General features: G+C 68.4%; 22 protein-coding genes. 13 read left to right on the forward strand and 9 right to left on the reverse strand.

Translation table 11 applies throughout. From position 1 onward, the window contains the following. Window positions 1-7: 7 nt before the first annotated feature. Genes IGS68_RS16190 through IGS68_RS16200 form a run of 3 tightly spaced genes read left to right on the forward strand, consistent with a single transcriptional unit; the run spans window position 8 to window position 1946 of the window. Complete coding sequence (locus IGS68_RS16190) at window positions 8-757, forward strand: ZIP family metal transporter (RefSeq protein ID WP_247880904.1); 750 nt, start codon at window positions 8-10, stop codon at window positions 755-757. 52 nt (window positions 758-809) lie between these two features. After that, window positions 810-971, forward strand: coding sequence for a hypothetical protein (locus tag IGS68_RS16195; protein ID WP_201071146.1), 162 nt, complete (start codon window positions 810-812; stop codon window positions 969-971). Window positions 972-1019: 48 nt separating this feature from the next. Further along, a complete protein-coding gene (locus IGS68_RS16200) occupies window positions 1020-1946 on the forward strand; it encodes a dihydrodipicolinate synthase family protein (RefSeq protein ID WP_201071148.1) in 927 nt (308 codons plus the stop codon). A gap of 81 nt (window positions 1947-2027) precedes the next feature. On the opposite strand, the gene IGS68_RS16205 is transcribed toward IGS68_RS16200, so the two are convergent. From IGS68_RS16205 to IGS68_RS16215, 3 genes are all read right to left on the reverse strand, one after another. Then, entirely contained in the window at window positions 2028-3632 is a 1605-nt protein-coding gene (locus IGS68_RS16205) for a sigma-70 family RNA polymerase sigma factor (RefSeq protein WP_201071151.1), read from the reverse strand. Between the two features lie 250 nt (window positions 3633-3882). Continuing rightward, on the reverse strand, window positions 3883-4845 hold the full coding sequence (gene dusA, locus IGS68_RS16210) for a tRNA dihydrouridine(20/20a) synthase DusA (protein ID WP_247881383.1): 963 nt from the start codon (window positions 4843-4845) through the stop codon (window positions 3883-3885). A 73-nt stretch (window positions 4846-4918) separates the two neighbouring features. Next, entirely contained in the window at window positions 4919-5392 is a 474-nt protein-coding gene (locus tag IGS68_RS16215) for a CreA family protein (RefSeq protein ID WP_201071158.1), read from the reverse strand. 201 nt (window positions 5393-5593) lie between these two features. Between IGS68_RS16215 and IGS68_RS16220 the strand changes: the two genes are divergently transcribed. Both IGS68_RS16220 and IGS68_RS16225 read left to right on the forward strand, forming a co-directional pair. Then, on the forward strand, window positions 5594-7759 hold the full coding sequence (locus IGS68_RS16220) for an RNA degradosome polyphosphate kinase (RefSeq protein ID WP_201071161.1): 2166 nt from the start codon (window positions 5594-5596) through the stop codon (window positions 7757-7759). Window positions 7760-7840: 81 nt separating this feature from the next. After that, complete coding sequence (locus IGS68_RS16225) at window positions 7841-8623, forward strand: DUF3108 domain-containing protein (RefSeq protein WP_201071164.1); 783 nt, start codon at window positions 7841-7843, stop codon at window positions 8621-8623. Between the two features lie 156 nt (window positions 8624-8779). Here IGS68_RS16225 and IGS68_RS16230 read toward each other — a convergent pair whose 3' ends face one another. Beyond that, entirely contained in the window at window positions 8780-9409 is a 630-nt protein-coding gene (locus IGS68_RS16230) for a phosphorylase family protein (RefSeq protein ID WP_201071167.1), read from the reverse strand. A gap of 178 nt (window positions 9410-9587) precedes the next feature. Between IGS68_RS16230 and IGS68_RS16235 the strand changes: the two genes are divergently transcribed. Genes IGS68_RS16235 through IGS68_RS16250 form a run of 4 tightly spaced genes read left to right on the forward strand, consistent with a single transcriptional unit; the run spans window position 9588 to window position 13742 of the window. Further along, window positions 9588-10595 carry an ABC transporter ATP-binding protein gene (locus IGS68_RS16235; RefSeq protein ID WP_201071170.1) on the forward strand — a complete coding sequence of 336 codons (1008 nt, stop codon included), beginning with the start codon at window positions 9588-9590 and terminating at the stop codon, window positions 10593-10595. A gap of 55 nt (window positions 10596-10650) precedes the next feature. After that, on the forward strand, window positions 10651-11961 hold the full coding sequence (locus tag IGS68_RS16240) for an ABC transporter substrate-binding protein (RefSeq protein WP_201071172.1): 1311 nt from the start codon (window positions 10651-10653) through the stop codon (window positions 11959-11961). After that, window positions 11958-12881 carry an ABC transporter permease gene (locus tag IGS68_RS16245; RefSeq protein WP_247880905.1) on the forward strand — a complete coding sequence of 308 codons (924 nt, stop codon included), beginning with the start codon at window positions 11958-11960 and terminating at the stop codon, window positions 12879-12881. The genes IGS68_RS16240 and IGS68_RS16245 overlap by 4 nt, the downstream gene beginning before the upstream one ends. Window positions 12882-12884: 3 nt before the next feature. Then, on the forward strand, window positions 12885-13742 hold the full coding sequence (locus tag IGS68_RS16250; protein WP_201071174.1) for an ABC transporter permease: 858 nt from the start codon (window positions 12885-12887) through the stop codon (window positions 13740-13742). Window positions 13743-13748: 6 nt separating this feature from the next. On the opposite strand, the gene IGS68_RS16255 is transcribed toward IGS68_RS16250, so the two are convergent. Beyond that, window positions 13749-14588, reverse strand: a complete 840-nt coding sequence (locus IGS68_RS16255; protein WP_247880908.1) for a GNAT family N-acetyltransferase — start codon at window positions 14586-14588, stop codon at window positions 13749-13751. Window positions 14589-14702: 114 nt separating this feature from the next. On the opposite strand from IGS68_RS16255, the gene recG reads away from it, so the two are divergent. Continuing rightward, complete coding sequence (gene recG / locus IGS68_RS16260; protein ID WP_201071176.1) at window positions 14703-16784, forward strand: ATP-dependent DNA helicase RecG; 2082 nt, start codon at window positions 14703-14705, stop codon at window positions 16782-16784. 6 nt (window positions 16785-16790) lie between these two features. Here the strand turns inward: recG and IGS68_RS16265 are convergent, their stop codons facing one another. Then, window positions 16791-18662, reverse strand: a complete 1872-nt coding sequence (locus tag IGS68_RS16265; protein ID WP_201071178.1) for a chloride channel protein — start codon at window positions 18660-18662, stop codon at window positions 16791-16793. A 150-nt stretch (window positions 18663-18812) separates the two neighbouring features. Next, complete coding sequence (locus tag IGS68_RS16270; protein WP_371821786.1) at window positions 18813-19565, reverse strand: DUF502 domain-containing protein; 753 nt, start codon at window positions 19563-19565, stop codon at window positions 18813-18815. Between the two features lie 264 nt (window positions 19566-19829). Here IGS68_RS16270 and IGS68_RS16275 point away from each other — a divergent pair, with 264 nt between their 5' ends. The 3 genes from IGS68_RS16275 to IGS68_RS16285 all read left to right on the forward strand — a co-directional run bounded on the left by IGS68_RS16275 (window position 19830) and on the right by IGS68_RS16285 (window position 22712). Continuing rightward, a complete protein-coding gene (locus tag IGS68_RS16275) occupies window positions 19830-20528 on the forward strand; it encodes a Crp/Fnr family transcriptional regulator (protein WP_247880910.1) in 699 nt (232 codons plus the stop codon). 36 nt (window positions 20529-20564) lie between these two features. Continuing rightward, window positions 20565-22355, forward strand: a complete 1791-nt coding sequence (locus tag IGS68_RS16280; protein WP_201071185.1) for a monovalent cation:proton antiporter-2 (CPA2) family protein — start codon at window positions 20565-20567, stop codon at window positions 22353-22355. Window positions 22356-22496: 141 nt separating this feature from the next. After that, on the forward strand, window positions 22497-22712 hold the full coding sequence (locus tag IGS68_RS16285; RefSeq protein ID WP_201071188.1) for a hypothetical protein: 216 nt from the start codon (window positions 22497-22499) through the stop codon (window positions 22710-22712). A 2-nt stretch (window positions 22713-22714) separates the two neighbouring features. Here IGS68_RS16285 and IGS68_RS16290 read toward each other — a convergent pair whose 3' ends face one another. Then, window positions 22715-23116 (reverse strand): DUF2934 domain-containing protein, encoded by a 402-nt coding sequence (locus tag IGS68_RS16290; protein ID WP_201071190.1) that lies wholly within the window; start codon window positions 23114-23116, stop codon window positions 22715-22717. 174 nt (window positions 23117-23290) lie between these two features. Beyond that, the gene (locus IGS68_RS16295; protein ID WP_201071193.1) at window positions 23291-25951 is read right to left on the reverse strand and encodes an ATP-binding protein; all 2661 of its coding nucleotides are present in this window, start codon (window positions 25949-25951) and stop codon (window positions 23291-23293) included. Window positions 25952-26002 lie beyond the last annotated feature (51 nt).

Raw genomic sequence — 26002 nt, forward strand, 5'->3', positions numbered from 1 at the left:
AAAAGGCGTGTCCATAATTCTCATCGGGTTTCTTGCCAGCCTCGCCGCCGGGTCCGCCACCGGCCTCGGGGCCGTGCCCCTGCTGTTCCTGCGCAAGGTCTCCAGCCGGCTCCAGAACGGGCTCCTGGGGTTCGCCGCCGGCGTGATGCTGGCGGCTTCGTTCTTCTCGCTGATCCTGCCGGCACTGGAGACCGGGGCTGGCCCGGCCGTGGTCGGCGCCGGGATCCTGCTCGGCGCCACCTGCCTCTGGGCGCTCGACCTGCTCACCCCGCACGAGCACTTCGTCAAGGGCCGCCAGGGGCCGGAGACCGATGCCTTCCGGCGCATCTGGCTGTTCGTGATCGCCATCACCCTGCACAACATCCCCGAGGGGCTGGCCGTCGGCGTCGGGTTCGGCACCGGCAGCACCGCGACCGGTTTTCCCCTCGCGTTCGGGATCGGCCTGCAGAACATGCCGGAAGGGCTGGCGGTGGCCGTGGCGCTCCACAGCATCGGCTACCAGCGGGGCAAGGCCGTCGCCATCGCCCTGGCGACCGGGCTCGTCGAGCCGCTGGGCGCCCTCGTGGGACTTCTCGCCGTCTCCCTGGCCGCTCCCCTGCTGCCCTGGGGCCTCGCCTTCGCGGCCGGCGCCATGATCTTCGTCGTCAGCAACGAGATCATCCCGGAAACCCACCGGGCCGGGCTGGAGAAGGCGGCGAGCGTCGGCCTGATGCTGGGCTTCGTCATCATGCTGTACCTGGACGTCTCCCTCGGGTGATCATCGGCCCCCTGTCCTGTTAGCCATGGTGAACCCCCAAAGGAGGATCACCATGGCCGACGAGCGCCGACCGAACGAGACCGCGACCAGCCCCAAGAGCCCCCGCATCCCGCGCCCGCCGTCCAAGGAGGAAGTGGACCAGATCAGCGAGGCCCAATCCATGATCACCGACGACTGGACCGGCGAAGGCGGCGAAAAGCCCGCGGACCGGTGATAAGCTGGACGCCGGTTCGCCGATCCGCAGGCGCAGGGAGGAAAAGGAATGGGCGAAAAGCTGAATGAACGGGCGAACGGCGTGTACATCATCGCCGCCACCCCGTTCGAGGACGACGGCAGGCTGGACCTTGCCAGCACCGACCGGATGGTGGACTTCTACCTGGAGTGCGGCGTCGACGGCATGACGATCCTCGGCATCATGGGCGAGGCGCCGAAGCTGACCCCGGACGAGCAGCAGGGCTTCATGCGGCGCGTATTCGACCGGATCGCCGGCCGGATCCCGGTGATCGTGGGAGTCAGCAATCCGGGCACCAACAACCTCGCGGCGTTCGCCCACTCCGCCATGGATGCCGGCGCAGCCGGAGTCATGATCGCTCCCATGTCCGGCCTGAAGACCGAGGAGCAGGTGGTCAACTATTTCGCGGAGACCCTGCGCATCCTCGGCCCCGAGGTGCCGGTGGTGTTCCAGGACTATCCGCAGGTGACCCAGGTCCCCGTGTCGGTCGCGACCCTGCGGCGGATCTTCGACGACCATCCCCAGATCGTGATGCTGAAGCACGAGGACGCGCCGGGACTGCGCAAGCTGGGCCAGATCCGCACCTGGCCCGACACCGGCGGGCGCCGCATCAGCATCCTGGTCGGCAACGGCGGGCTGCACCTGCCCCAGGAGCTCAGGCGCGGTGCCGACGGCGCCATGACCGGCTTCGCCTATCCGGAGATGCTGGTCCAGGTCTGCCGGCGCTTCTTCGCGGGCGACGCCGACGGGGCGGAGGACCTGTTCGACACCTACCTGCCGATCGTCCGCCACGAGCAGCAGGCCGGCATCGGCCTCGCGATCCGCAAGGAGATCCTGCGCCGGCGCGGCGTCCTGGCCTCGGCCGCCGTCCGCGCGCCCGGTCCCAAGCTGAACGCCGACGATCACAAGGAGCTGGACAGCCTGATGGCGCGGCTGGAAGCCAAGCTGGGCGGCTGACCGGGAAGCCGAATGACAAGCGCCGGCGGGAGATCGCTCTCCCGCCGGCGCTTTCGTCTGCCCGAAATCCCGGGACCGGCCTCAGCCTTCCAGGAAGGTCTTCAGCACGCGGGCGTGCTTGGCCCGGCCGAGCCGCTGCAGCGCCTTCGCCTCGACCTGGCGGATGCGCTCGCGGGTGACGTTGTAGTCGCGGCCGATGTCCTCCAGCGTCTCCTCGGTTCCGGCAAGGCCGAAGCGGCGGCGGATGATGTCGGCTTCGCGCGGGGTGAGGTCGTCCAGGATCTCCGACAGCTTCTCGCGCAGCGAACCGGCGGCGATCGCGTCGAACGCGCCGGTGGTGGCGCTGTCCTCCAGGAAATCGCCCAGCCGGGCGCCGTCGTCGTCATCGCCGACCGGAGCGTCCAGGCTGACCGCGTCGGCCGCCATGCGAAGCAGCTCGGCGACCTTCTCGACCGGCATCGCCAGCGCGGTCGCGATGTCCTCGTTGGTCGGCTCGATGCCCCGGCGCAGGCGGAGCTGGACCGCGCAGCGACGGATCTTGGTCAGCGCCTCGCAGGCATGGGCCGGCATGCGGATCGTGCGGCCCTGGTCGGCCAGCGCACGGGTCATCGACTGCCGGATCCACCAGGTGGCATAGGTCGAGAACTTGTAGCCGCGCCGCCAATCGAACTTCTCGATCGCGGTCATCAGGCCGATGTTGCCCTCCTGGACCAGGTCCAGGAACGGCAGGCCGCGGTTCAGGTGCTTGCGGGCCAGGGCCGCGACCAACCGGAGGTTGGCCTTGGCGAAGGACTCCTTGGTGCGGATCTGGTCGTTCTGCGACCGCTGCAGACGGGCGGACAGCTCGCGGAACTGGCCAATCGGCAGCCCGACGGTCTGGCCGATCTCGGCCAGCTCGGCGAACAGGGCGTCGACCTCCTGGCCCTTGCGGTCGGCCAGCTTCGCCCAGGCACCGCCCTTGGCAGCCCGCTTCGCCAGCCAGTCCTGCTCGTCCTCGGAGCCGAGATAGGCTTCCAGGAACACCTCGCGCTTGACGCCCGCGGCCATCACGACGCGCGCCAGGCGGCCGTCGATGCCGACGATGCGCCGGTTGACGTCGCGCATGGCGTTGATCAGCTCGGTCCGCAGGTCGATGGACAGCGGCAGCTCGCGGATCAGCGCGGCGGCAGCCGCGGCGTCGGTCCGTTGGACCGCCTCGATCCGCTCCAGCGCCTCGACCACCGACGCGGCCAGTTCGGCAGCGGACAGGGCCGGAACCGCCACGGCCTCCGCTACTTCCGAATCCGCGTCGGCGACCTCGGCGAGGTCGTCGTCCAGAGCCGCATCCTCGCTCTCGGCCTCGGCCCCCATGCGGGCGAAGCGCTCCAGGTCCACGACGGTGCCGACGTTGACGGAACCGTCGCGCAGGCCCTGGAGGCTCTGCATGAGGCGGGTGCACGTGAAGGGGCTCGCCGCGATCACGTCGTCGATCGCGGAGCGGGCGGCCTCCATGCGCTGGGCGAGCGTAACCTCCTGCTCACGCGTCAGCAGCGGGTGCTGCGCCACGTCACGCAGGTACAGCCGGACCGGGTCGGTCGAATGCTCGGCGAAGGCGATGTTGCCGCGGGCCCCCGCGGTTTCGTTGCGCACCGCAGTGGCGCGATCGGCGTCGGCGACAGGTTGCGCCGTGATTTCAAGGGCGGTCATAACGATTGTCCTCGGATTTCCAACTCAGTCCCGCCGACCCCTGCCGAGGCGGAGGAATAGAAATTCACTCGGTTCGGAAACCATTGTCACGGCACCGCCTTCGTCTCGCGGCACCGCTCACGTTACCAAAATCTGACACAGCTATTTCCGATCGGTGAACGGCCGGCCATTTCGGTCTTTACGGGCAGTTTGTCAAGGGCTAAACCGCGAATTCCAGACAACACAGTACAGGCCGTTTTGTCGCGCCCCTTTATTCGGCGGCCTGGGAAAATCCCTTCGGGGGATCGATCCGGGCCAGCGCAGCCTCGACAACCTCAGGCCCCGCGCCGTTCTTGTGGGCAAAGTCGCTCAAATGCCGCCGCCACGCCCGGCCGCCGCGTTGCCCCTGGAACAGACCTGTCATGTGTCGGGTGACGGCATTCAGGGGCACGCCCTCGACCCTCCGAGCCTCGATGTAGGGCAGCATCCGGCGCACCGCGTCCTCCCGAGTCGGAGCCGGTTCGGACGCTCCATGGAACCGGCGGTCGACCTCCGCCAGCACGTAGGGATTCTTGTAGGCGGCCCGGCCCAGCATGACCCCGTCCACGACCTGAAGGTGCCGGGCCGCCGTGTCCAGGTCCAGGATGCCGCCGTTGATCGTGATGTCCAGGTCCGGGTTCTCCTGCTTGAGCCGGTGGACCAGATCGTAGCGCAGCGGCGGGATGTCGCGGTTCTCCTGGGGGCTCAGCCCCTTCAGCCAAGCCTTGCGGGCATGGACGATGAAGCGGGAGCAGCCGGCGGCGCGCACGGTCGCGACGAAGCCGTCCAGCGTCGGCCATTCCTCCATCTCGTCGATGGCGATCCGCGACTTGACCGTCACGGGAATCGACACCGCGGAACGCATCGCGCCGACCAACTCCGCGACGAGGCCGGGTTCCGCCATCAGGCAGGCGCCGAAGCGTCCGGACTGCACCCGGTCGCTCGGGCAGCCGACATTCAGGTTGACCTCGTCGTAGCCGAAGGCTTCCGCGATGCGCGCGCACTCCGCCAGGGCCTGCGGGTCGCTGCCGCCCAGCTGCAGCGCCACCGGATGCTCGTCCGGATGGAAGGCCAGCAGCCGCTCGCGCGGGCCGTGCAGGATCGCCCCGGTCGTCACCATCTCGGTATAGAGCAGCGCGTGCCGGCTGATCTGGCGCAGGAAGTACCGGCAGTGCCGGTCCGTCCAGTCCATCATGGGGGCGACGGAGATGGGATGTCTCTGTGTGGTCACGTCAGGTCTCGTCAGTCATCGGGCGCTCGGCCCCCTTCTAGTCCCGCCACGGCATGATCGGCACGGTCGAGACGGCGTTCATCGGCGATCCGTCCACCATCTTGGTGCTGTAGCTCAGATAAACCAGGGTGTTGCGCTTGCGGTCGAACATGCGCACCACTCGGGTCTCCTTGAACAGGATCGAGGTGTCGGCGGTGAAGACCTCCTCGTTGTCGCGCAGCCGGTCGGGCACGGTGATCGGACCTATCTGCCGGCAGGCGATGGAGAATCGCGAGGGGTCCTCCGCCAGCCCCAGGCTGCCCGAGACCCCGCCCGTCCTCGCCTGGCTCAGATGGCAGGCGACGCCCGGGACCTTCGGATCGTCGAACGCCTCGACGCAGACCCTGTGGTTGGCCCCGAGCAGTTTCCAGGCCGTGGTGACGCAGCCCACCTCCTCCGCCCCGGCCGGGACCGCCGAAGCCAGACCCACCATCGCCCCGACCAGCGCCCCGGCGTAACCGTACCGGCTCATGTCTGTTCTCCGTCTTGGATATCCGCGCCAACAGACACGCGGAACGATCGCCGAAGTCAAGGACCCGGCGGGGCGATATGACACAGGACGACGATCGACATGAAATGTTAACAAATGTTATATGCGGCAGCCTTGAATGTTGCCGCATGTTGCGCCGCTCTTGACCGGCACGGCTGACGAACAGTTCTTGGGGGGAACGAGATGGACACGACCGTGGAAGCGACCAGCCAGCAGAAGGCGGCGCGCCAGAACAGGCCCGAGCAGTCGCCGCAGGTCGAACCGCTGGAGCTGCCGCCCGACCGCTTCATCAATCGCGAGCTGTCCTGGCTCTCCTTCAATGACAGGGTGCTGGGGGAGGCCCACAACACCAACCACCCGCTGCTGGAGCGGCTGCGCTTCCTGTCGATCTCGGCCAGCAACCTGGATGAGTTCATCATGGTCCGGGTCGCGGCGCTGAAGGCCCAGGAGCGCGCCGGGGTGAAGGCGCTCACGCCCGACAACCTGCTGCCGGAACAGCAGCTGGCCCTGATCAACCAGGCCATCGTCCAGCTGAACGACCAGCAGCAGGACTGCGCCAACGCCCTGCTGGAGGAGCTGCGCGAGGCCGGCATCTGGGTCTTGGCCCCGAAGGACCTGTCCGAGGAGGACCGGACCTGGGCGGAAGCCCGCTTCCTGCGCGAGATCTTCCCCGTACTGACCCCCATCGCCGTCGATCCGGCCCACCCGTTCCCGTTCATCGCCAACCGGGGCGTGGCCCTCGTCCTCCAGCTCAAGGACCCGGAGAAGACCGAACCGCTCGACGCGCTGATCCCGCTGCCCACCCAGCTGGAGCGTTTCGTCCGCCTGCCCGGCTCCGGCACCCGTTTCCTGCTGCTGGAAGACCTGGTGCTGATGTTCCTCGACCGCCTTTTCCCGCCGCCGCTCAAGCTGACCGGGCACGGCCTGTTCCGCGTGCTGCGCGACAGCGAGATCGATATCGACGAGGAATCGGAGGACCTGGTCCGCACCTTCGAGAGCGCCCTGAAGCGCCGCCGGCGCGGCAAGGTGATCAGCCTGGCCGTCGAGGCGGAGACGACGCTCGACCTGCGCGAATTCCTGGTCGGCGAGCTGCGGGTCTCTCCCGGCGACGTTTTCGTCCAGAAGGGGCTGATCGCGCTGGGCGACGTCAAGCAGCTCATCCTGGACGAGCGGAGCGACCTGCTGTTCCCACCCTTCACCGCCCGGTTCCCCGAGCGGATCCGCGATTTCGGCGGCAACTGCTTCGCCGCGATCCGGCACAAGGACATCCTGGTCCACCATCCCTACGAGAGCTTCGACGTGGTGGTGCAGTTCCTGCTTCAGGCGGCGCGCGACCCGGCGGTGGTGGCGATCAAGCAGACGCTGTACCGGACCAGCAAGAACTCGCCCATCGTGGCGGCCCTGATCGAGGCGGCGGAGGCCGGCAAGTCGGTCACCGCCATGGTCGAGCTGAAGGCCCGCTTCGACGAGGAGGCGAACATCCAGTGGGCGCGCGACCTGGAGCGCGCCGGCGTCCATGTGGTCTACGGCTTCGTCGACCTGAAGACCCACGCCAAGGTGTCGCTGGTGATGCGGCGCGAGACCGACGGGCTTCACAGCTACGTCCATTTCGGCACCGGCAACTACCACCCGATCACCGCCAAGGTCTACACCGACCTGTCGTTCTTCACCTGCGACCCGGCCCTCTGCCATGACGCCTCGGTCATGTTCAATTACATGACGGGATATGCAAAACCCCAGCACCTGGAAAAGCTGGCGATCGCGCCGCTGACCCTGCGCAGCCGGCTGGTCGAAATGATCGACAGGGAGATCGCCCATGCCCGCGCGGGCCGCAAGGCGGCGATCTGGATCAAGCTCAACTCCCTCGTCGATCCCGACATCATCGACAAGCTGTACGAGGCGTCCCGGGCCGGAGTGCAGATCGACATGATCATCCGCGGCATCTGCTGCCTGCGCCCCGGCGTGCCCGGGCTGTCGGAGAACATCCGGGTCAAGAGCATCGTGGGCCGCTTCCTGGAGCACAGCCGCATCATGTGCTTCGGCGACGGCCATGGCCTCCCCTCCGCCAAGGCGAAGGTCTACATCTCCTCGGCCGACTGGATGCCGCGCAACCTGGACCGCCGGATCGAGACCCTGGTCCCGATCGAGAACGCCACGGTCCACGAGCAGATCGTCGAGCAGATCATGGGCACCAACCTGCGCGACCGGGCGCAGAGTTGGCTGATGGGACCGGACGGCGCCTTCACCCGCATGGAGGCGGAGCCGGGCGCCCCGAACGCCCATACCTATTTCATGCAGAATCCCAGCCTGTCCGGCCGGGGCAGCGCCCGGAGCGGCAGCCGGAGCTGATTTTCCGCCACGGTGTCGCCACTCGGAGCTGGAGAATGCGGTTAACCATCATCCGCACGCTCCAGATCCGGGGAAGCAACCATGGCACTGTTCCGCACCTGCGCCGCCGCCGTCGCCCTGTGGGCACTTCCACTCCAGGCGGAGGCCATGAAGCTGGACTATGACGTCTATGCCGGGGGCCTGTTCCTCGTCAGCGGAGCGATGACCCTCGACATCGCGGACGGCCGCTACTCGGCCGGCGTCGAAGCGAAGGGCGGCCGGCTGGTCGACCTGCTGTCCCGCTGGTCCTATCAGGCCTCCGCCGACGGCCGGGTGGAGGCCGGCACCCGCGTCGAACCCGAGCAGTTCCGCTCCGACCGGAAGCAGCGCAAGCGCCACCGCACGCTCGCCCTGGACTATGACGGTGCCGGCAACGTGTCCGTGACGGCAGAGCCGCCCCAGTCCGAACTGGCGGCCGGGGCTGTGGCGCCGGAGTTCCGGCCCAACACCCTCGACCCGGTCAGCGCCGCGGTCGGGATCATCGCCGCGGGCGGCAAGACCGGCTGCACCGGCACCTTCCCGGTCTTCGACGGCCGGCGCCGCTACGACGTCACCGTGACTTACCAAGGCCCTGATACGCTTCAGAAGTCGTCGCGCAACATGCACCAGGGAGCCGCCGAGAAATGCACCATCCGCATCCATCCCGTGGCAGGCTTCGAACGCGACCGCGAAGAGGGTGAATTCTTCCAGTACGGCGTGGACCGAACGGCGACGGCCTGGTTCGCCAGCCCCTTGCCCGGCGAACCCCGGGTCCCGGTCAAGATCCAAGTGGGGTTGGAGTGGATCGATGTCGTGATGAACCTGGTTTCAGCGCGCAGCGGGTAACCCGTCGCGAGAAGCAAACATACGACCCGACCTGCGTGGAACTGGTTTCGCCACGGATAAGGGAAACCGGTTTCCCGCCGCCGCGAACACCTCGCCACAATACAGTTGCACTACGGGATTGAATTCTTTGTATTCCATGATACCCGTATTCATTTCTTAAATTTCGAATTGCTGAGCGAAGTAACGCAGATCCACGCCGGCCAGGGCTCGGAGCGCCCGCCTTGTATCCAGCGCCACCCGGACAAGGGCCGGGATCTGGCCGGGCCGGGCCGCGACGCTCGCGAGGACGGCGCCGAGCGCCACCCGCCCGCCCGGTCCCAAGCCGACCAGCGCAGCGGGAGGCAGTTCCCGCTCCGCCGGGTCGGCGATAGCCCGGATCACCGCGAAAGGCACGCCGGCATCGGCGCAGAGCCGCGCCACCCCCCCGCTCTCCAGATCGACCGCGACGGCGCCGGTGCGCCGATGGAGGTCCCGCTTCGCGGCCGCGCCCGGCACGATCGCGACCGCACCGGCGACCGGCGCCCGCAGGGCACCTTCCGGCACCGCGTAACCCGGCAGCAGGCCGGCCGGAAGCCGGCCGCCATCCTCCAGGACCACCTCGGACGCGATCACCAGCGTTCCGGCGGCGAGGCCGGGCGTCAGGCCGCCGGCGATGCCGAAACTGACCAGTCCGCCGGCCCCGTCGGCGAGCAACCGAGCGGCCCCGCCGGGCAACGCGACCCTCAAGCCGGACCGTCGGGCGATTCGGGCCTCCGCCTCCATGCCGACGACGATACCCCACGTCACCGCGATTGCCTAAAATGCATGCAAAAAATTCCTATCTGAATAGAATTTGATCATGATGCCGTCGTACCGGAGCCTCCCGCCTCTCTTTCCATCCATCAGGCCTCCCTGGCATTCAAATTGCTGAAGAGTGGCCTGCTGATGATCGGCAAGTCAAAGAGACAGGGTGGAGTAGAGGCGAATGGCCGGACCGGCGGATATCGAACTCGCTGCGGTCACCAAGATGTATGGGCCGGTAACGGCGGTCGACTCGATCGACCTGCGCATTCCGGCGGGAACCTATTGCTGCCTTCTGGGCCCCAGCGGCTGCGGCAAGACTTCGACGCTCCGGATGATCGCGGGACATGAGTCGGTCTCCGACGGCGACATACTGCTTGGCGACACTCATATCAACGACCTGCCGCCCGCCCGCCGCGGCACGGCGATGATGTTCCAGAGCTACGCGCTGTTCCCGCACCTCACCTGCGTCGACAACGTCGCCTTCAGCCTCAAGCTGAAGGGGGTTTCGAAGCCCGAGCGCCGGGCCAAGGCCATGGACCTGCTCGGCCTCGTCCAGATGGACAAGTACGCCGAGCGCCTGCCCGCCCAGCTTTCCGGCGGGCAGCAGCAGCGGGTCGCCCTGGCCCGGGCGCTGATCACCAACCCGAGCGCGCTTCTGCTGGACGAGCCGCTGTCGGCGCTCGACCCCTTCCTGCGGGTCAAGATGCGGGAGGAGTTGAAGCGCCTCCAGCGCGAGCTGGGCATCAGCTTCATCCACGTCACCCACGGGCAGGAGGAGGCGCTGGCGCTCGCCGACCTCGTCGTGGTGATGAACAACGGGCGCATCGCCCAGGCCGGCTCCCCGCGCGAGGTGTTCAACCGGCCGCGCGACGCCTTCGTCGCCCGGTTCATCGGCGGGCACAATGTCCTGTCGTCCCTCGACGGAGCCGCCGGCCGGCAGTTCGCGGTCCGCACCGACAAGATCCGCATCCTTCCCGACCGGGCGGCCGCAGGCCCCAACAGCTTCACCGGCACGGTCCGGCTGGTCGAGTACCAGGGACCGATGGTCCATCTGCGCCTGGCATCCCCGGGCGTCGAGGAGTTCGCCGTGACCGTCACCGAACAGGCCTTCTTCGCGGCCCCGTTCAACGCCGGCGACAGGGTCACCGCCGTCTGGGCCGAGGAAGACATGCACCCGCTCGCCGCCTGATCCCGAGCGGCCGGCCCCCACAACCGACAAACAAGAAAACCGAGAGGCTTCAAAGATGAGCAGAGACACCACCGATTCGCCGAAGCCGGTTTCCGCCGGTATCACCCGCCGGCAGGCGCTGAAGGGGACCGCCGCGGCGGCCGGCCTGGCCGTCGGCAGCGGCGCCATCACCGGTTTCCCGACGATCTGGGCGCAGAACATCAAGAACGTGACGCTGCGCCAGTTCGGCACCGGCGTGTCCAACCTCAACGCGGTCGCCGAGAAGGTGAAGCAGGACCTGGGCTTCACCCTCCAGATGACGGCGCTGGACAGCGACGCGGTCTCCCAGCGCGCGGTCACCCAGCCCAGGTCCTACGACATCGCCGACATCGAGTACTGGATCTGCAAGAAGGTCTTCCCGGCCGGCGTCATGCAGCCGATGGACGTCGGCAAGATCAAGAACTTCGACAAGATCGTCCCGCTCTTCATCACGGGCAAGCTGACCCCGGAGTCCAGCATCGCGCAGGGCACGGCGCCGCACACCGTGGGCTTCGTCGAAGGCAAGGACTCGACCAAGTTCGCCGCGTCGCAGACCCAGTGGATGACGCTGATCCCGACCATCTACAACGCCGACACGCTGGGCATCCGCCCCGACCTGGTCGGCAAGCCGATCACCCAGTGGAAGGACCTGCTCGACCCCGCGTTCAAGGGCAAGGCGTCGATCCTCAACATCCCGTCGATCGGCATCATGGACGCCGCCATGGTCGCCGAGTCCATGGGCGAGATGAAGTACGGCGACAAGGGCAACATGACCAAGGCGGAGATCGACAAGACCGTCGCCCTGCTGATCGAGGCCAAGAAGGCCGGCCAGTTCCGCGCCTTCTGGAAGACCTTCGACGAGAGCGTCAACCTGATGGCCTCGGGCGAGGTCGTGATCCAGTCCATGTGGTCACCCGCGGTCGCCGCGGTCCGCGCCAAGGGAATCCCCTGCACCTACCAGCCGCTCAAGGAAGGCTACCGCGCCTGGGGCGGCGGCCTGGGCATCGCGAAGCATGTCAGCGGCCTGGAGCTGGAAGCGGCCTATGAATACATCAACTGGTACCTGTCCGGCTGGGTCGGCGCCTACCTGAACCGCCAGGGCTACTACAGCGCCGTGCTCGACACCGCCAAGGAGCACATGAGCGCCGAGGAATGGGCCTTCTGGATGGAAGGCAAGCCGGCCGCGACCGACATCCTCAGCCCGGAGGGCAAGGTGATGGAGAAGGCGGGCGCGGTCCGCGACGGCGGCTCGTTCTACGACCGCATGGGCGCCGTGGCGTGCTGGAACGCCGTCATGGACGAGGACCGCTACATGCTCCGCAAGTGGAACGAGTTCATCGCCGCATGACCGGCCAGACCCAAACCCTCCCGGCCCAGCGCCGGGAGGGGGCGACGTCGAAGCGCCTCGACCGGACACGTCTGGCTGCGGCGGTCGCCCCCTACCTCCAGGTGGCGCCGCTCACGCTCACCTTCGCCGTGTTCCTCCTCGTCCCGATCGCCACCATCGTCGTCGTCAGCTTCTGGGACTACGATTCGATCCGTGTGATTCCCGACTTCATGCTGCTCAATTACGAGGAGCTGCTGACCTCGCCGGTCACCTGGCAGATCTACCTGAACACGCTGAAATACGCGGCGCTGACCTGGGCGCTGACCTTGGGCATCGGCTTCACCGTCGCCTATTTCCTGGCCTTCCATGTCCGGTCGCTGACCTGGCAGATCACCCTGTTCATGATCTGCACGATCCCGTTCTGGACATCGAACATCATCCGCATGATCTCGTGGATCCCGTTCCTCGGCCGCAACGGGCTGCTCAACTCCACCCTGCTCGCCATGGGCGTGATCGACCAGCCGCTGGAGTTCCTGCTGTTCTCGGACTTCTCCGTGGTGCTGGCCTTCGTGCATCTCTACGTGCTGTTCATGGTCGTGCCGATCTTCAACTCCATGATGCGGATCGACAAGGCCCTGGTCGAGGCGGCGGTCGATGCCGGCGCCACCGGCTGGCAAGTGCTGACCAACGTCATCATCCCCCTGAGCAAGCCGGGGATCGCGATCGGCTCGATCTTCGTCGTCACCCTCGTCATGGGCGACTTCATCACGGTGCGCCTGATGAGCGGCGGCCAGAGCGCCTCGGTCGGCCTGATGATGGCGAACCAGATCTCCCTGCTGCAATACCCCGCAGCGGCGGCCAACGCGGTCGTGCTGCTGCTGGTCGTCCTGATGATGGTGGCGCTGATGCTGCGGGTCGTCGATATCCGAAAGGAGCTGTGAGCCATGGCGAAACCACGGCGCGGACGGGAGCCCCGCCCGCTCGGCTTCTACCTGCTGGCCGCCTTCTTCGGGCTGTTCGTACTGTTCCTCTACGGCCCGATCGCGACCATCGTGATCCTGTCGTTCCAGGGACCGAACGGCGGTCTCACCTTCCCGATGAACGGGGTCTCGACGCACTGGTTCCACAATCTGTTCGAGCAGCAGGCGGTCGGGGACTTCGGCGGGGCGCTGACCCGCTCGCTCAGCCTGGGGCTGATCGTCATGGTGGTGACCGTCCTGTTCTCGGTCGCCGCCGGGCTGGGCTTCCGCCACCGCTTCCGAGGCTCGGGCGTGGTCTTCTACGTCGCGGTGGCCAGCCTGATCGTGCCGTCGATCCTGGTCAGCCTGGGCATCGGGCTGATGTTCAACATCGTCGGGTTCGAGCCGAACTGGTACAGCTCGGCGCTGGGCGCCCACCTGACCTGGACCCTGCCCTTCGGCCTGCTGATCATGTTCGCGATCTTCAACCGCTTCAACCGAGCGTATGAGGAAGCTGCCCGCGACCTGGGCGCCACGCCCTGGCAGACGATCCGGTTCGTGGTGCTGCCGATCATCGCCCCCAGCGTCATCGGGATCGCGCTGTTCGGCTTCACCCTGTCCTATGACGAGTTCGCCCGGACCCTGATGACGGCCGGCAGCTTCAACACGCTGCCGCTGGAGATCTACGGCATGACCACCAACGTCACGACCCCGGTGCTGTACGCGCTGGGCACCCTGACGACCGCCCTGTCCTTCCTGGTGATCCTGGCAGCGTTGGGGGCCGTCCTGCTGGTCCAGCGCCGCCGGGCGCGGCAGGGGTCCGATGCCGGCGCCGGGGTTTGAGCCCGGTCACCCCAGCTCGAACGTCGTGATGCCGAAGATCCGGCCGAGGTCCAGGTCGAGCGGCCGGCCGGCATACATGCGGGCGGTCTCGAACACCGGGGAGAGGCCGTGCCGCCCGGCCAGCGCGACGGCGGTGCTATTCGGCTCCGGCACGTCCAGGATCACCGGCTCGCCCCCGGGGATCCTGGCGCACAGCCCGCGGAACAGCTTGTCCGCCGTTTCAGCGTCATCGGCGAACAGCGGCCCGATCTTCCAGCCGACCCGGCAGGGCCTCGCGACGGCATAGCCGCTTAGGTTCCCGGTGATTCCCCCGGCGGCCAGGCCGACGACGCCGGGCATGCCGATCCAGGCCGACAGGAAGGCCGCGCGCGGCGCGCCGAACAGCGGCCGGTCATAGCCCAGCAGCCGGTCGAACGGCACCGCGGCAAGGTCGGCGAGCCCGTCCGGCGGCTCGACCGCCGGCACGGTCCCCTGGTAGCGCACGTTGCGGTGCGCCAGGACGAAGCCCGATTTCCGGTAATTGTCCTGCTGGGCCACGACGCCGTCCAGGCCGACCGTCCGGCCGGCCAGATACGCCATGCCGACCCGCCAGGCCGCCATGCCCAGGCCCCGCCCCCTGTATTCCGGCCGCGCGATATAGAGCCCGAGGAAGCCCAGATCCTCGCCATAGCGCACGACCGAGACGGCCGCGGCCGGCCGGCCGTCGCCAGCCTCCGCGACCAGGAAACCGGTCGGGTCGGCGGCATGGAACGGCACCGCGTCGCCCAGCCCGGGGTTCCAGCCCTCCTCGGCCGCCCACTCGATCACCTGATCCACCTCGCCCCGGCTCATCGTCCTGACCGTCACGCCAGCGCTCCCGTCCCGTTCCGTCGGTCGGGATTGAAGCACGACGCGGAACTTGCGACAACGGGGCGGCTGCGGCTAAGTCCGCCATCCCATCCCGCGTAACGAGGGCGCTCCTTGCGGCCAGACATCCTGTTCCCCCTGTTCGCTCCCGTCACGACGCTGAAGGGGCTCGGGCCGAAGCTCGGCAAGCTGACCGAGAAGCTGGTAGGCCCCCATGTGGCGGACCTGCTGTGGCATCTGCCGACCGGCATCATCGACCGGCGCTTCGCGCCCGACGTGGCGAACGCCCCCGACAACGCCATCGCGACCCTGACGGTCCGGGTGGAGCACCATTCCGCCCCGCTGAACCCGCGGCACCCCTACAAGGTCCGCTGCCGCGACGACAGCGGGGAGATCGACCTGGTGTTCTTCCACGCCCGCGGCGAGTGGCTGCTGAAGCAGCTCCCGATCGGGCAGCAGATCGTCGTCAGCGGCAAGGTCGAGTGGTTCAACGGCATGCCCCAGATGGCGCACCCGGACCATATCGTCCCGGCGGACGCCAAGGGGGAGTTCGAGGCGGTCGAGCCGGTCTACCCCATGACCGCCGGCCTCGCCTCCAAGGTGCTGCGCAAGGCCATGGCCTCGGCCCTGGCCGCCGCCAGGGAACTGCCGGAATGGCAGGACCCCGCCTGGCTGGCCCGGCGCGGCTGGCCGTCCTGGCGCGCCGCCCTCGCCACGGTCCACAACCCGCAGGACGAATCGGACCTGTCCGGCCTGGCGCCGCCGCGCTGCCGGCTGGCCTTCGACGAGCTGCTGTCGAACCAGCTGGCGCTCGCCCTGATCCGCCAGCACCAGCGCAAGCTGTCGGGACGCTCGGTCAAGGGCGACGGCCGCCTGCGGGCCAGGGTGGTCGCCGCCCTGCCCTTCGCCCTGACCGGCGCCCAGGCCGGGGCGTTGGAGGAGATCTACGCCGACATGCAGGCGGACCGGCGCATGCTGCGCCTGCTCCAGGGCGACGTCGGCAGCGGCAAGACGGTCGTGGCGCTGCTCGCCATGCTCAACGCGGTGGAGGCCGGCGCCCAGGCGGCGCTGATGGCCCCGACGGAGATCCTGGCCCGCCAGCATTTCGAGACGCTGGGTCCCCTGGCGGAAGCCGCCGGGGTGCGGCTCGGCGTGCTGACCGGGCGCGACAAGGGCAAGGCGCGGGCGGCCATCTACGAGCGGCTGGCCACCGGAGAGATCGACATCATCGTCGGCACCCACGCCCTGTTCCAGGAGGACGTCGCGTTCCGCGACCTCGCCGTCGCGGTGATCGACGAGCAGCACCGGTTCGGCGTCCACCAGCGGCTCCAGCTCTCGTCCAAGGGCCGGGGCGTCGACGTCCTGGTGATGACCGCGACGCCGATCCCGCGGACCCTGACCCTGACCGCCTATGGCGACATGGACGTGTCGCGCCTGACCGAGAAGCCGCCCGGCCGCAAGCCGGTCACCACCATCACGATCCCGATCGACCGGCTGGAGGAGGTCATCGCCGGCGTCCGCCGCAAGATCGCCGAGGGCGCCCGGGTCTACTGGGTCTGCCCGCTGGTGGAGGAGTCGGAGCTGGTCGACCTCGCCGCCGCAACCGACCGCCATGCGCTGCTGCGCGCGGAGATCGGCGAGCGGGTCGGGCTGGTCCACGGCAAGATGAAGCCGACGGAAAAGGACGCGGTCATGGCCGCCTTCGCGGGCGGCGACCTGGACGTGCTGGTGGCGACGACGGTGATCGAGGTCGGGGTCAACGTGCCCGAGGCCTCGGTCATGGTGATCGAGCATGCCGAGCGGTTCGGCCTCGCCCAGCTCCACCAGCTCCGCGGCCGGATCGGCCGGGGCACCGCCGCCTCGACCTGCCTGCTGCTCTACGACAATCCCCTCAGCCAGACCTCAAAGGCCCGGCTCTCGATCATGAAGGAGACCGAGGACGGCTTCCTGATCGCCGAGGAGGACCTGCGCCTGCGCGGCGCCGGCGAGGTGCTGGGCACCCGCCAGAGCGGCCTGCCGGAATTCCGCATGGCCGACCTCGCCGTCCACGGCGACCTGCTGGCGGTCGCCCGCGACGACGCCCGGCTGATCCTGGAGAGGGACCCGGAGCTGCAGACCGAGCGCGGCAAGGCGTTGCGTGTGCTGCTCTACCTGTTCGAACGGGACCAGGCGGTGAAGTATCTGCGGTCGGGGTAGGAGCGGTCAGTCCGCGCCGTACAGGTTCTTCATGCCCAGCTCGTCGCTGCGCTGCTTCTCCAGTTCCTGGTTATAGCGGCGCAGCGCATAGGCCTCGGTCAGGTAGCCGACGATCTTGCGGCTGCTCGGCCCGTCCAGGACGGGAAGGGTCTCCTCCTCCGCTTCGCTGAAATGCTTCAGGGCGGTCCGGACGTTGGTCCGGGGCAGCAGGAAATAGCGGACATTCCGGGCCAGCCCGGAGACCTGGACCTCGTCGGCCTTCTCGTCCAGGTCGGGGTTGTGGACCGCAGCCATGTCGACCAGCCCCATGTACTGGCCCGACTCGTCGACGACGAAGACCTGCTTGACGCTGCCCAGCGGGTAGATACGGCGCAAAGCCGCGATCCTCATGTCCTCGGCGACGATCTTCTGGTCGCGCCGCATCAGCCGGCCGACGGTGAGGTCCTCGATCCAGCCGACATCGTGGGCACCCCGGATCGGCACGCCGCGCAGGTGGAAGCGCCAGGTCGCGAAGGAGTAGCCGAAGGCCTTGCGGACCACCACGCTCGATACCACCACGCCGGTCAGCACGCCCAGCGTCGCCGGGAAATCGGCGGTGATCTCCAGCACCAGCATCACCATGGTGATCGGCGCCCCGATGATCGCCGCGGCGACCGATCCCATGCCGACCAGCATGAAGGCCGTCTGGCTGACCGAAAGCTCGGGATAGAGCCCCAGCGCCAGCTCGGCCAGGATGCCGCCGAACAGGCTGCCGAGGAACAGCGACGAGCTGAACAGCCCGCCGCGGAACCCCGACCCGAGGGAGATGGCCGACGCCAGGATCTTCGCGGACAGCAGCGCCAGCAGCACCGGCAGGGCGAGCTGCCCGTCCAGGCTCATCTGCAGGGCGCCGTGGCCGCTGCCCAGCACCTGGGGAACCGCCATCGCGATCAGGCCGACGCAGAACCCGCCGATCGCGGGGCGAGCCCAGATCTGGGGCGACATCCGCCGGAACAGCCGTTCGGACAGGGTGACCGCCTGCATGGTCAGGATGCCGAGCCAGCCGGAGGCGAACCCGACCAGCGCGAAGGCGGCGTAGTCGATGGCGCCGACGCCGATCAGGGGGGCATCGACCGTGAAGATCGGCGCCACCCCGATCGTCATCCGCGCGACCAGCGTCGCGGTCACGGCGGCGACCGCGACCGGGGCGAGCGCCGCCAGGGTATAGCTGCCGATCACCAGCTCGAAGGCGTAGAAGGCGCCGGCCAGGGGAGCGTTGAAGGCCGCGGCGATCGCCGCGGCGGCACCGCAGCCGGTCAGGACGCGCAGGTCGCCGCGGCGCAGCCGCATCACCTGGCCCACGGTCGAGGAGAGCCCGGCGCCGGTCTGGGTATAGGCGGCCTCCATCCCGACCGACGCGCCGCAACCGTTCGAGATCAGCGTCGAGACGGTCAGCCGGAAGCTGTCGATCAGGGACATCTTGCCGCCGAACAGGGCGTTCGCCTCGATCGGGTCGACGATCTCGCCGGGGCGCCAGCGGCGGACGAAGAACATCAGGGTCCCGACCAGCAGTCCGCCGAGGGTGGGGACCACCAGCATGGTGGCGGGGGCGATGCCGACGCCCTCGCTCAGGTAACGCCCTTCCGCGAGGTCGAAGACCAGATGGTGCAGGAATTCGACGAAGTCGTGGAGAAGCATGACCCCGAATCCGACCACGCCGCCCAGCAGGCCGCTGACCAGGATCAGGACGAGCTCGCTGTTGCGCAGCTTCCGCGTCGGAATCGAAAGGCTCAGGCGGCGGCCCAGCCGGGATTGGTCGGCCTGCCCGGACGGCGACTCGGACTTGGCGTCGTTACCCTTCGCCTGGGCGCCGGACGTGTAGCGTGTGGCTTCGGACATGGGAGGGGAACACGGCACTCGGTCTGATTGCCCGGCCGAACCGGAATGGGGACGTCACCAGCGTTAACACCCAAAGCCCCCAAGCGGCACCGAGGGAGATCGCGGGATGCCGTCCGCGCTCGCCCGTCGCCGTCCGACCGGGCTCCCCGCCTACTCCACGGTCTCCGGCGCCCTGGACCGCTCCTCCACGGTCGCGCGCCGGGCGGCGGCCGGACGGCGGTCCGGCGGCGTGACGATCCCGCCGGAGACGACCATCTTGATCCCCTCCTCCACGGTCATCTCCAGCACGTGCAGGTCGGAGCGGGGGACGAACAGCAGGAACCCCGAGGTCGGGTTCGGCGTGGTCGGGATGAAGACGTTCACCACGTCGTCCACCGTGAGGTCCTGGACCTCGCCCTGGGTATGGCCTGTGATGAAGCCCAGGGTCCAGATCCCGCGCCTCGGATATTCGACCAGGACGACTTCCCGGAAGGCCGAGGACTGGTTGGCCAGCACGGTCTCCAGGATCTGCTTGGTGGCGCCGTAGACGCTGCGCACCACCGGCATGCGGGCCAGCACCGCCTCGCCCGCGCGAACCACCAGCCTCCCGATGACGCCGGCGGTCAGGGCGCCGGTCAGCGTGAGGGCCACGATCACGATCACCACGCCCAGGCCGGGGACGCTGAACGGCAGGTAATTCTCGGGATTGTACTGCGCCGGCAGGAGTTGCGACACCGCGGTGTCGATCAGGTTGATCACCGCCCAGGCGAGATAGAGCGTGATGGCGACCGGCGCGGTCACCAGGATGCCCGCCAGGAAATAGGCCCGGAGCCGGCCCATCAGGCCGATGCGCAGGGGCTTGCCGCCCTTGACCGGGGTGGCGGGGGAGGACGCGGACTGGTCGGGATCTTCTTGGGGGAGCACGGGCGGAACCTGGGCTGACACGCTGGTTGATGATGGGCCGAAGCCGACGGCGGCACAATGCCTCGATTGCCGTGACTCATGAGATCGGTGCTGATCGGAAGCGTACAACAGGTCATTTCGCCGGTGCGGGACGATTCTGGATCGACCGGCAAGTTTCAGGGGGTCGCGGGCGAAACTGTCGTGGGCTATCCTCCCCTCAGCCTTCGCCCTCCTCGTCCGCCCCTGCCGTTCCATGGCGCCCCTTGCTTGCTGGAGTATCCAACCGTGTCGGAAGTGCAGGCCGCCTCGCTTGACCGGATCGATCTGCTGGCGTCCCTGACGCCGGAAGAACGCGCCGCCATCGTCCGCCAGTGCAGCTGGCGCCGCTACAAGGCCGACGAGCAGATCATCGACCATCTCAGCGAGACCCGGGACGCCTGCCTGGTCGTCGAGGGCCGGGTGCGCGTCGTGATGTTCTCCATGTCCGGCCGGGAGATCAGCTTCGACGACGTGTCCGCCGGAGGCTACATGGGCGAACTCTCGGCCCTGGACGGCGAGCCGCGGTCCGCCACGGTGGTGGCGCTGACCGACACGCTGATCGCCTTCGTCCCGCCCCGCCTGTTCCAGGAGATCGTCACGACCCATCCCAAGGTGGCGCTGATGCTGATGCAGCGGATGGCCTCGGTCATCCGCAACGCGACCGGCCGGATCATGGATCTCAGCACGCTCGGGGCCAACAACCGGGTCCATGCGGAACTGGTCCGCCTGGCCAAGCCCGGGCTCAAGCCCGACAACACCGCGGAGATCTCCCCGATTCCCGTCCATGGCGACATCGCGAGCCGGGTCAGCACGACCCGGGAGACGGTCGCCCGCGTGCTCAGCGACCTTGCCCGGAGCGGGATCGTCGAGCGACGCAGCCATGCGCTGGTCGTTAAGGATTATTCGCGGCTGGTCGATATGGTGGAGGAAGTCCGGGGCGAGTGACCCGTCCTCCGAAATGCCCCTGTTGTCGAGCCGCGAATGCACGCCACCCAAGATCTTCAAGACGTCCTCGTCGTCCTGGCCGCCGCCATCCTGGTGGTGCCGATCTTCCAGCGGCTGCGCTCAAGCCCGGTGCTGGGATATCTCGTGGCAGGAATGCTGATCGGCCCGGCCGGGCTCGCGATCGTCTCCGACGTTTCCGGGATGACCGTCCTGGCCAATTTCGGAGTCGTGTTCCTGCTGTTCACGATCGGGCTCGAACTGTCGATCGAGCGGCTCAAGGCGATCCGCTTCCATGTCTTCGGGCTGGGCACGCTCCAGGTCGTCGTCACCGCGGCCTTGTTCTATTTCGCCGCCCGCTGGCTGGGCCAGCCGCGTGAAGCGGCAGCGATCCTGGCCGGGGGCCTGGCGCTCTCGTCCACCGCGATCGTGCTGCAGATCCTGGTGGAGCGCGGCGAGCTGCCGACCCGGCACGGCCGGGTGTCCTTCGCGATCCTGCTGCTCCAGGACTTGGCGGTGGTCCCGCTGCTGACCCTGGTGCCGTTGCTGGCCGGCGGCGGGACCCGCCTCGCCGGCGCGCTCGGCATGGCCGCGCTGAAGGCGGTCGCGGCGCTGCTCGTCATCCTGGTCGTCGGGCGGCTGATCCTGCGGCCGGCGCTGCGCGCGGTCGCCGCGGCGAAGTCGCCGGAACTGTTCACCGGGGTGACGCTGCTGGTCGTGCTGAGCGTCAGCTACCTGACCGAGGTCGCCGGCCTGTCGATGGCGCTGGGCGCCTTCCTGGCCGGCCTGCTGATCGCCGAGACCGAATACCGGCACCAGGTGGAGGGCGACATCGAGCCGTTCCGGGGAATCCTGCTCGCCCTGTTCTTCATGACCGTCGGCATGACGATCGACCTGGGGCTGGTCGTCCGGGAAGCGCCGCTGGTGCTGTCGCTGGTCGCGGCATTGGTGCTGGGCAAGGCGGTCGTGCTGACCATGCTGTGCCGGGCCTTCGGCTTTCCCACGGCGGTGTCGGCCCAGGTCGGGCTCAGCCTGGGCCAGGGCGGCGAATTCGCCTTCGTCCTGTTCAGCCTCGCGATGGGGCTGGGCGTGCTGGGGGGGCAGGTCGGCCAGCTCATGCTGGCGGTCGTGGCGCTGACCATGGCGCTGACGCCGTTCCTGATGGTGGCGGGCCGATGGATCGGCTCGCTGCTGTCGCCGCGGGTCGGACCGGCCGAACTCCACCGGCTGGAGAAGGACGCCCGCGACTTCAAGGGCCATGTGATCATCGCCGGATTCGGCCGGGTCGGCCAGACCATCGCCCGGCTGCTGGAGGCGCAGCGCCTGCCTTACATGGCGTTCGACCTGGAGCCGTCGAGGGTCGCGGAGGGCCGGGCGCGCGGCCTTCCGATCTACTACGGCGACGCGAGCCGGGCCGAGGTCCTGAAGGCCGCCGGCGTCAACCGCGCCCGCGCGGCCGTGGTGACGCTCGACCAGCCCCACGCGGCCGAGCGGGCGGTGGAGGCGATCCGGCGGCTCAGCCCCTTGCTCGACATCCACGCCCGGGCGCGGGACCATGAGCACCAGAGGCTTCTGCGCGACGCCGGCGCGAATCACGTCGTCCCGGAGATGGTGGAGGGCAGTCTCCGCCTGGGCGGCCTGCTGCTCCGCTCGCTCGGCCGGTCGCCCGGGGAAGTCGCGGAACAGCTGGAGGAATTCCGGGGGGAAGCTTACGCCAAGCTGACCAACCTGATTCCCACCCAAGCGGATCGGCAGAGCTCCGCGCCATCAAAGGATGAAAAAACGCCGCAAGGAGAGCACAGACATTTCCAAGGCCGGGAGAACGGCTGAGTAGCGCGATGTGCGAACGCTTTTTTTCTCGAAAGAGGTAGTTCGTCTGAAATCGATTGTGAGGACCAGTCTTTTACCAGTCATTAACCGGAAAAAAGCGTAATGGAGCCACGTTCAACATGAGCCGAAGGGCTAGTCGACATGCGCACCCCGATCATCGCTTCCGAACTCCGCTCCGCCTGCCGGGTGCATGCCCGTCTGCTCGACAGCTTCATCGAATTGACCCGCGCCGAACTGGACCGGCAGAACTGCGCTTTCGCGCAGGAGAGCCTGCGCGAACTGCTGGAATTGATGCGCGCCGATCGCAAGGCTTACGGCGCGCTGGGCGGCCTGATCGCGGTAAGCGACGCGGCCTGATCCTATTCCTTGGATTTGGCCTTCCGCGTCCGGGTCGTCTTGGCCGCTCCGGCTGTTTCCGACGGTGCCGGGGCCGGTTCGGCATCACCTGCGGCGGCCGTACGGCGGGTGCGGGTGCGCTTGGGAAGGGGCTGCTCGTCCGACTGGTTGGTCGGACCGCCGATATCCTCCTCCAGGCTTTCCGCTGCCAGCAGAGGTTCGACGGGCTCGGGATGGACGACGGTATCGTCGCCGCCCTGCGACGGATTGGGGGCCAGCGTCTGGGACTGGTTGTCCTCGATCGCGATTTCTTCCTTGGCCAGCGCCCAGTGGTCCGCCTCCCGTCCCTCCGGGCATCCCTCGCGCTGCCAGATCTCGTAGGCGCGTTGTCTCACCCGATTCTCAACTTCGTCGAACAGGCTCATTCCCCTAGATCTCCCTTTGCCGGTTTCCGGCAATCATATCAAGGCAGTCACGGCACCGCACAGGAAAGCTGAGCACCATCGTCACGGGCTTTCCACCATGGCCACCGGATCGTCCGAGCCTAACGGTCGGCGTCCCCTCCTGTTCCCTCGATCCCGCTCCGCGATCCCGATCGTTCAGCGAACCGCCGATGTCGGCAGATCGTCGGCCGACTGGGTAAGGCCCCCGATCGCCTCGGCGAGCTGGCGAAGGTCGACCGGTTTGGTCAGGCACCGGTTGAAGCCGGCCTCCTGAAGCTCCGCTTGCCGTTCGGGCATGGCGTCGGCGGTGAGCGCCACCAGCGGCAGGCCGGCTGCTTGCCCCTGCATCGCCCGGATCCGCCGGGCTGCCTCCAGCCCGGTCAGCACCGGCATCTGAAGGTCCAGGATGGCGACGTCGTAGCCGCCTGCCGCCGCCTCGTCCACGGCCCGCGCGCCGTCCTCGGCTGTCCGGACCTCATGCCCCATGCGCCGGATCATGGTCGCGATCAGCAGGCGGTTGAGATCGTCGTCCTCGGCGAGCAGCACGCGCCTGGGGGCGGAAGCCGGCACACCCCCATCCGGCCGGGGAGCCGGGGCGGGCACGGCGGAGCGTCCCAGGACGACGGTGAACCAGAAGGTCGACCCCACGCCGGGCACGCTCTCGACCCCGATGTCCCCGCCCATGGCCTCGACCAGCCGCTTGCAGATCGCAAGGCCGAGCCCGGTCCCCCCGAATCGGCGGGTCGTGGTCGCGTCGGCCTGCGAGAACGCCTTGAAAAGATGGCCGCGCTCCTCGTCGCTGAGGCCGATCCCGGTGTCCTCCACCTCGAACCTGACGATCAGGCCGGCGGAGTCGGACGGCACCTCCGAGACCCGGATCTCGATGCGACCGCGGTCGGTGAACTTGACGGCGTTGCCGACGAGGTTGAACAGGACCTGGCGCAGCCGCACCGGGTCGCCGCGCACCTCGTCGGTCCGCAGTCCGTCCTGGCGGACCGTGAAGGACAGCCCCTTGTCGGCCGCCAGCCGGGCATACAGGCCGGTGACTTCGCGGGTCACCGCGCCGAGCCGGAATGCGACCTGCTCGAACTGGAGCTGGCCCGCCTCGATCTTCGAGAAGTCCAGGATATCGTTCAGCACGGTCATCAGCGTCTCGGCGGATGTCCGCATGATGGCCAGCCACTGGGCCTGCTCGGTGGACAGATCCGTGTCGGAAAGCAGGTCGATCGTTCCGAGCACGCCGGTCATGGGCGTGCGGAGCTCGTGGCTCATGATCGCGAGGAACTGCGACTTGGCCTGGTTCGCCGCTTCGGCCGCTTCCCGCGCCTTCCTCACGGCCTGTTCCGCCTCGACCTCCCGGGTCACGTCCCGTCCGACGCCGCGATAACCGGTGAACCGGCCCGTCCGGTCGAACACGGGCTTGCCGCTGGTCGACAGGTGCCGGACCGATCCGCCTGGCATGATGATCCGGTAGGTGAAATCGCGGAAAGGGCGGCGGGCCCGGAGGTCCTCCCTGTAGCGGTCCCAGGTCTCGCGGTCGGCCTCGTCGGCCGGCTGCGCCGCCAGCTCCTCCCTCAGCGCGCCGACGAAAAGATCCTGCCCGGCCCCGGTCAGGTTGATGCCCTTCGAGATATAGGTGAAGCGGTTGTCGATCCCGGTCTCCCAGAACCAGTCGCTCGACACTTCGGCCATGTCGCGGAACCGCGCCTCGGACTCGCTGCGGCTCTGCTCGCGCTGCTCCAGGCTGTCGGCCATGTCGTTGAAGGCGCCGGCCAGTTCCCGAAGTTCGACGCCGGGAGGCAGCGGCGCCCGGACCGACGGGTCGCCCCGGCCCAGGCGTGCCGCCGCCTCCCGCAGGCGGTTGAGCCAGCGCAGCACCAGCACCTCCCCGGCCAGGGCGGCGGCGGTCAGGGAGGCCGCCGCCACCAGGAAAAGGGTGACGAGGCTGATGGTGCGCTGCCGGTCGATCTGGGCCAGGACGGCATCGCGCTCGATGCCCACCGCCAGCCTGGCATCCGTTCCGGGAAGCGCCACATGGGCGAACAGGCGGCTCACGCCGGAGAGATCGGTGGTCTCGATGGTGCCCTCCGGGCTCCCCAGCATGGCGGCGATCAGCGGGTGGTCCGCGACCTTCGAGCCGACCGGCGGGTCGGACGGTGCGGCGGCCGAGCCGTGGGCCAGCAAGGTGCCTTTTCCGTCGACCAGGACCAGGCTTATGTGCTTCGCGTTGACGACCTGTTCCGCCAGCCTGTGAAGCCAGCCGATATTGACGCCGGCCAGCGCGACGCCCGCGATCGGCCCGTCCGGCCTGCGGAACGGCAAGGCGGTGCCGAGGACCGGCCGCCCGCTGACCCGGCCGATCAGGTAATCGCTGACGATGAACCTGCCCTCCGACACGGCATCCTGGAAATAGGCGCGCTCGGCCATGTTGAGGGCGAGGCCCGCCGGATGGTGGCTGCACGGCACGCTGCCGTCGGGCCGCGCGATCCAGAGCGACGTCAGCCTGGGCTGGTGCCGGACGATCTCGTCCAGCATCGTGCTGCAGGTCCCCTCCTCGAATTCCCGCAGGGCCGGAATCGCCGTGAGCACCTGGAGCAGCCCCCGCACCTGGTCGAGAACCTCGCCCTGCAGCATGCCCGCTTCGCGTGCCAAGGTCATCACGTCGTCGCGCGCGGCGGTCAGGATCTGCTGGCGCTGCTGTTCGAGGAGGTGAAGGACAAGGAGGGACAAGGGAAGGACGCCGCAGCAGACCAGCAGCATCAGGCGCAATCGAAGACCGCGCAGGACTCCCCACAGCTTTTCGGTACCCACCGGCATTCGGCCGCATCCACCGCAGTGAAACGGTCTCGCGAGACCGGAACAGTCAGG

It is taken from the genome of Skermanella sp. TT6 (assembly GCF_016653635.2).
GTDB classification, from domain to species: domain Bacteria; phylum Pseudomonadota; class Alphaproteobacteria; order Azospirillales; family Azospirillaceae; genus Skermanella; species Skermanella cutis.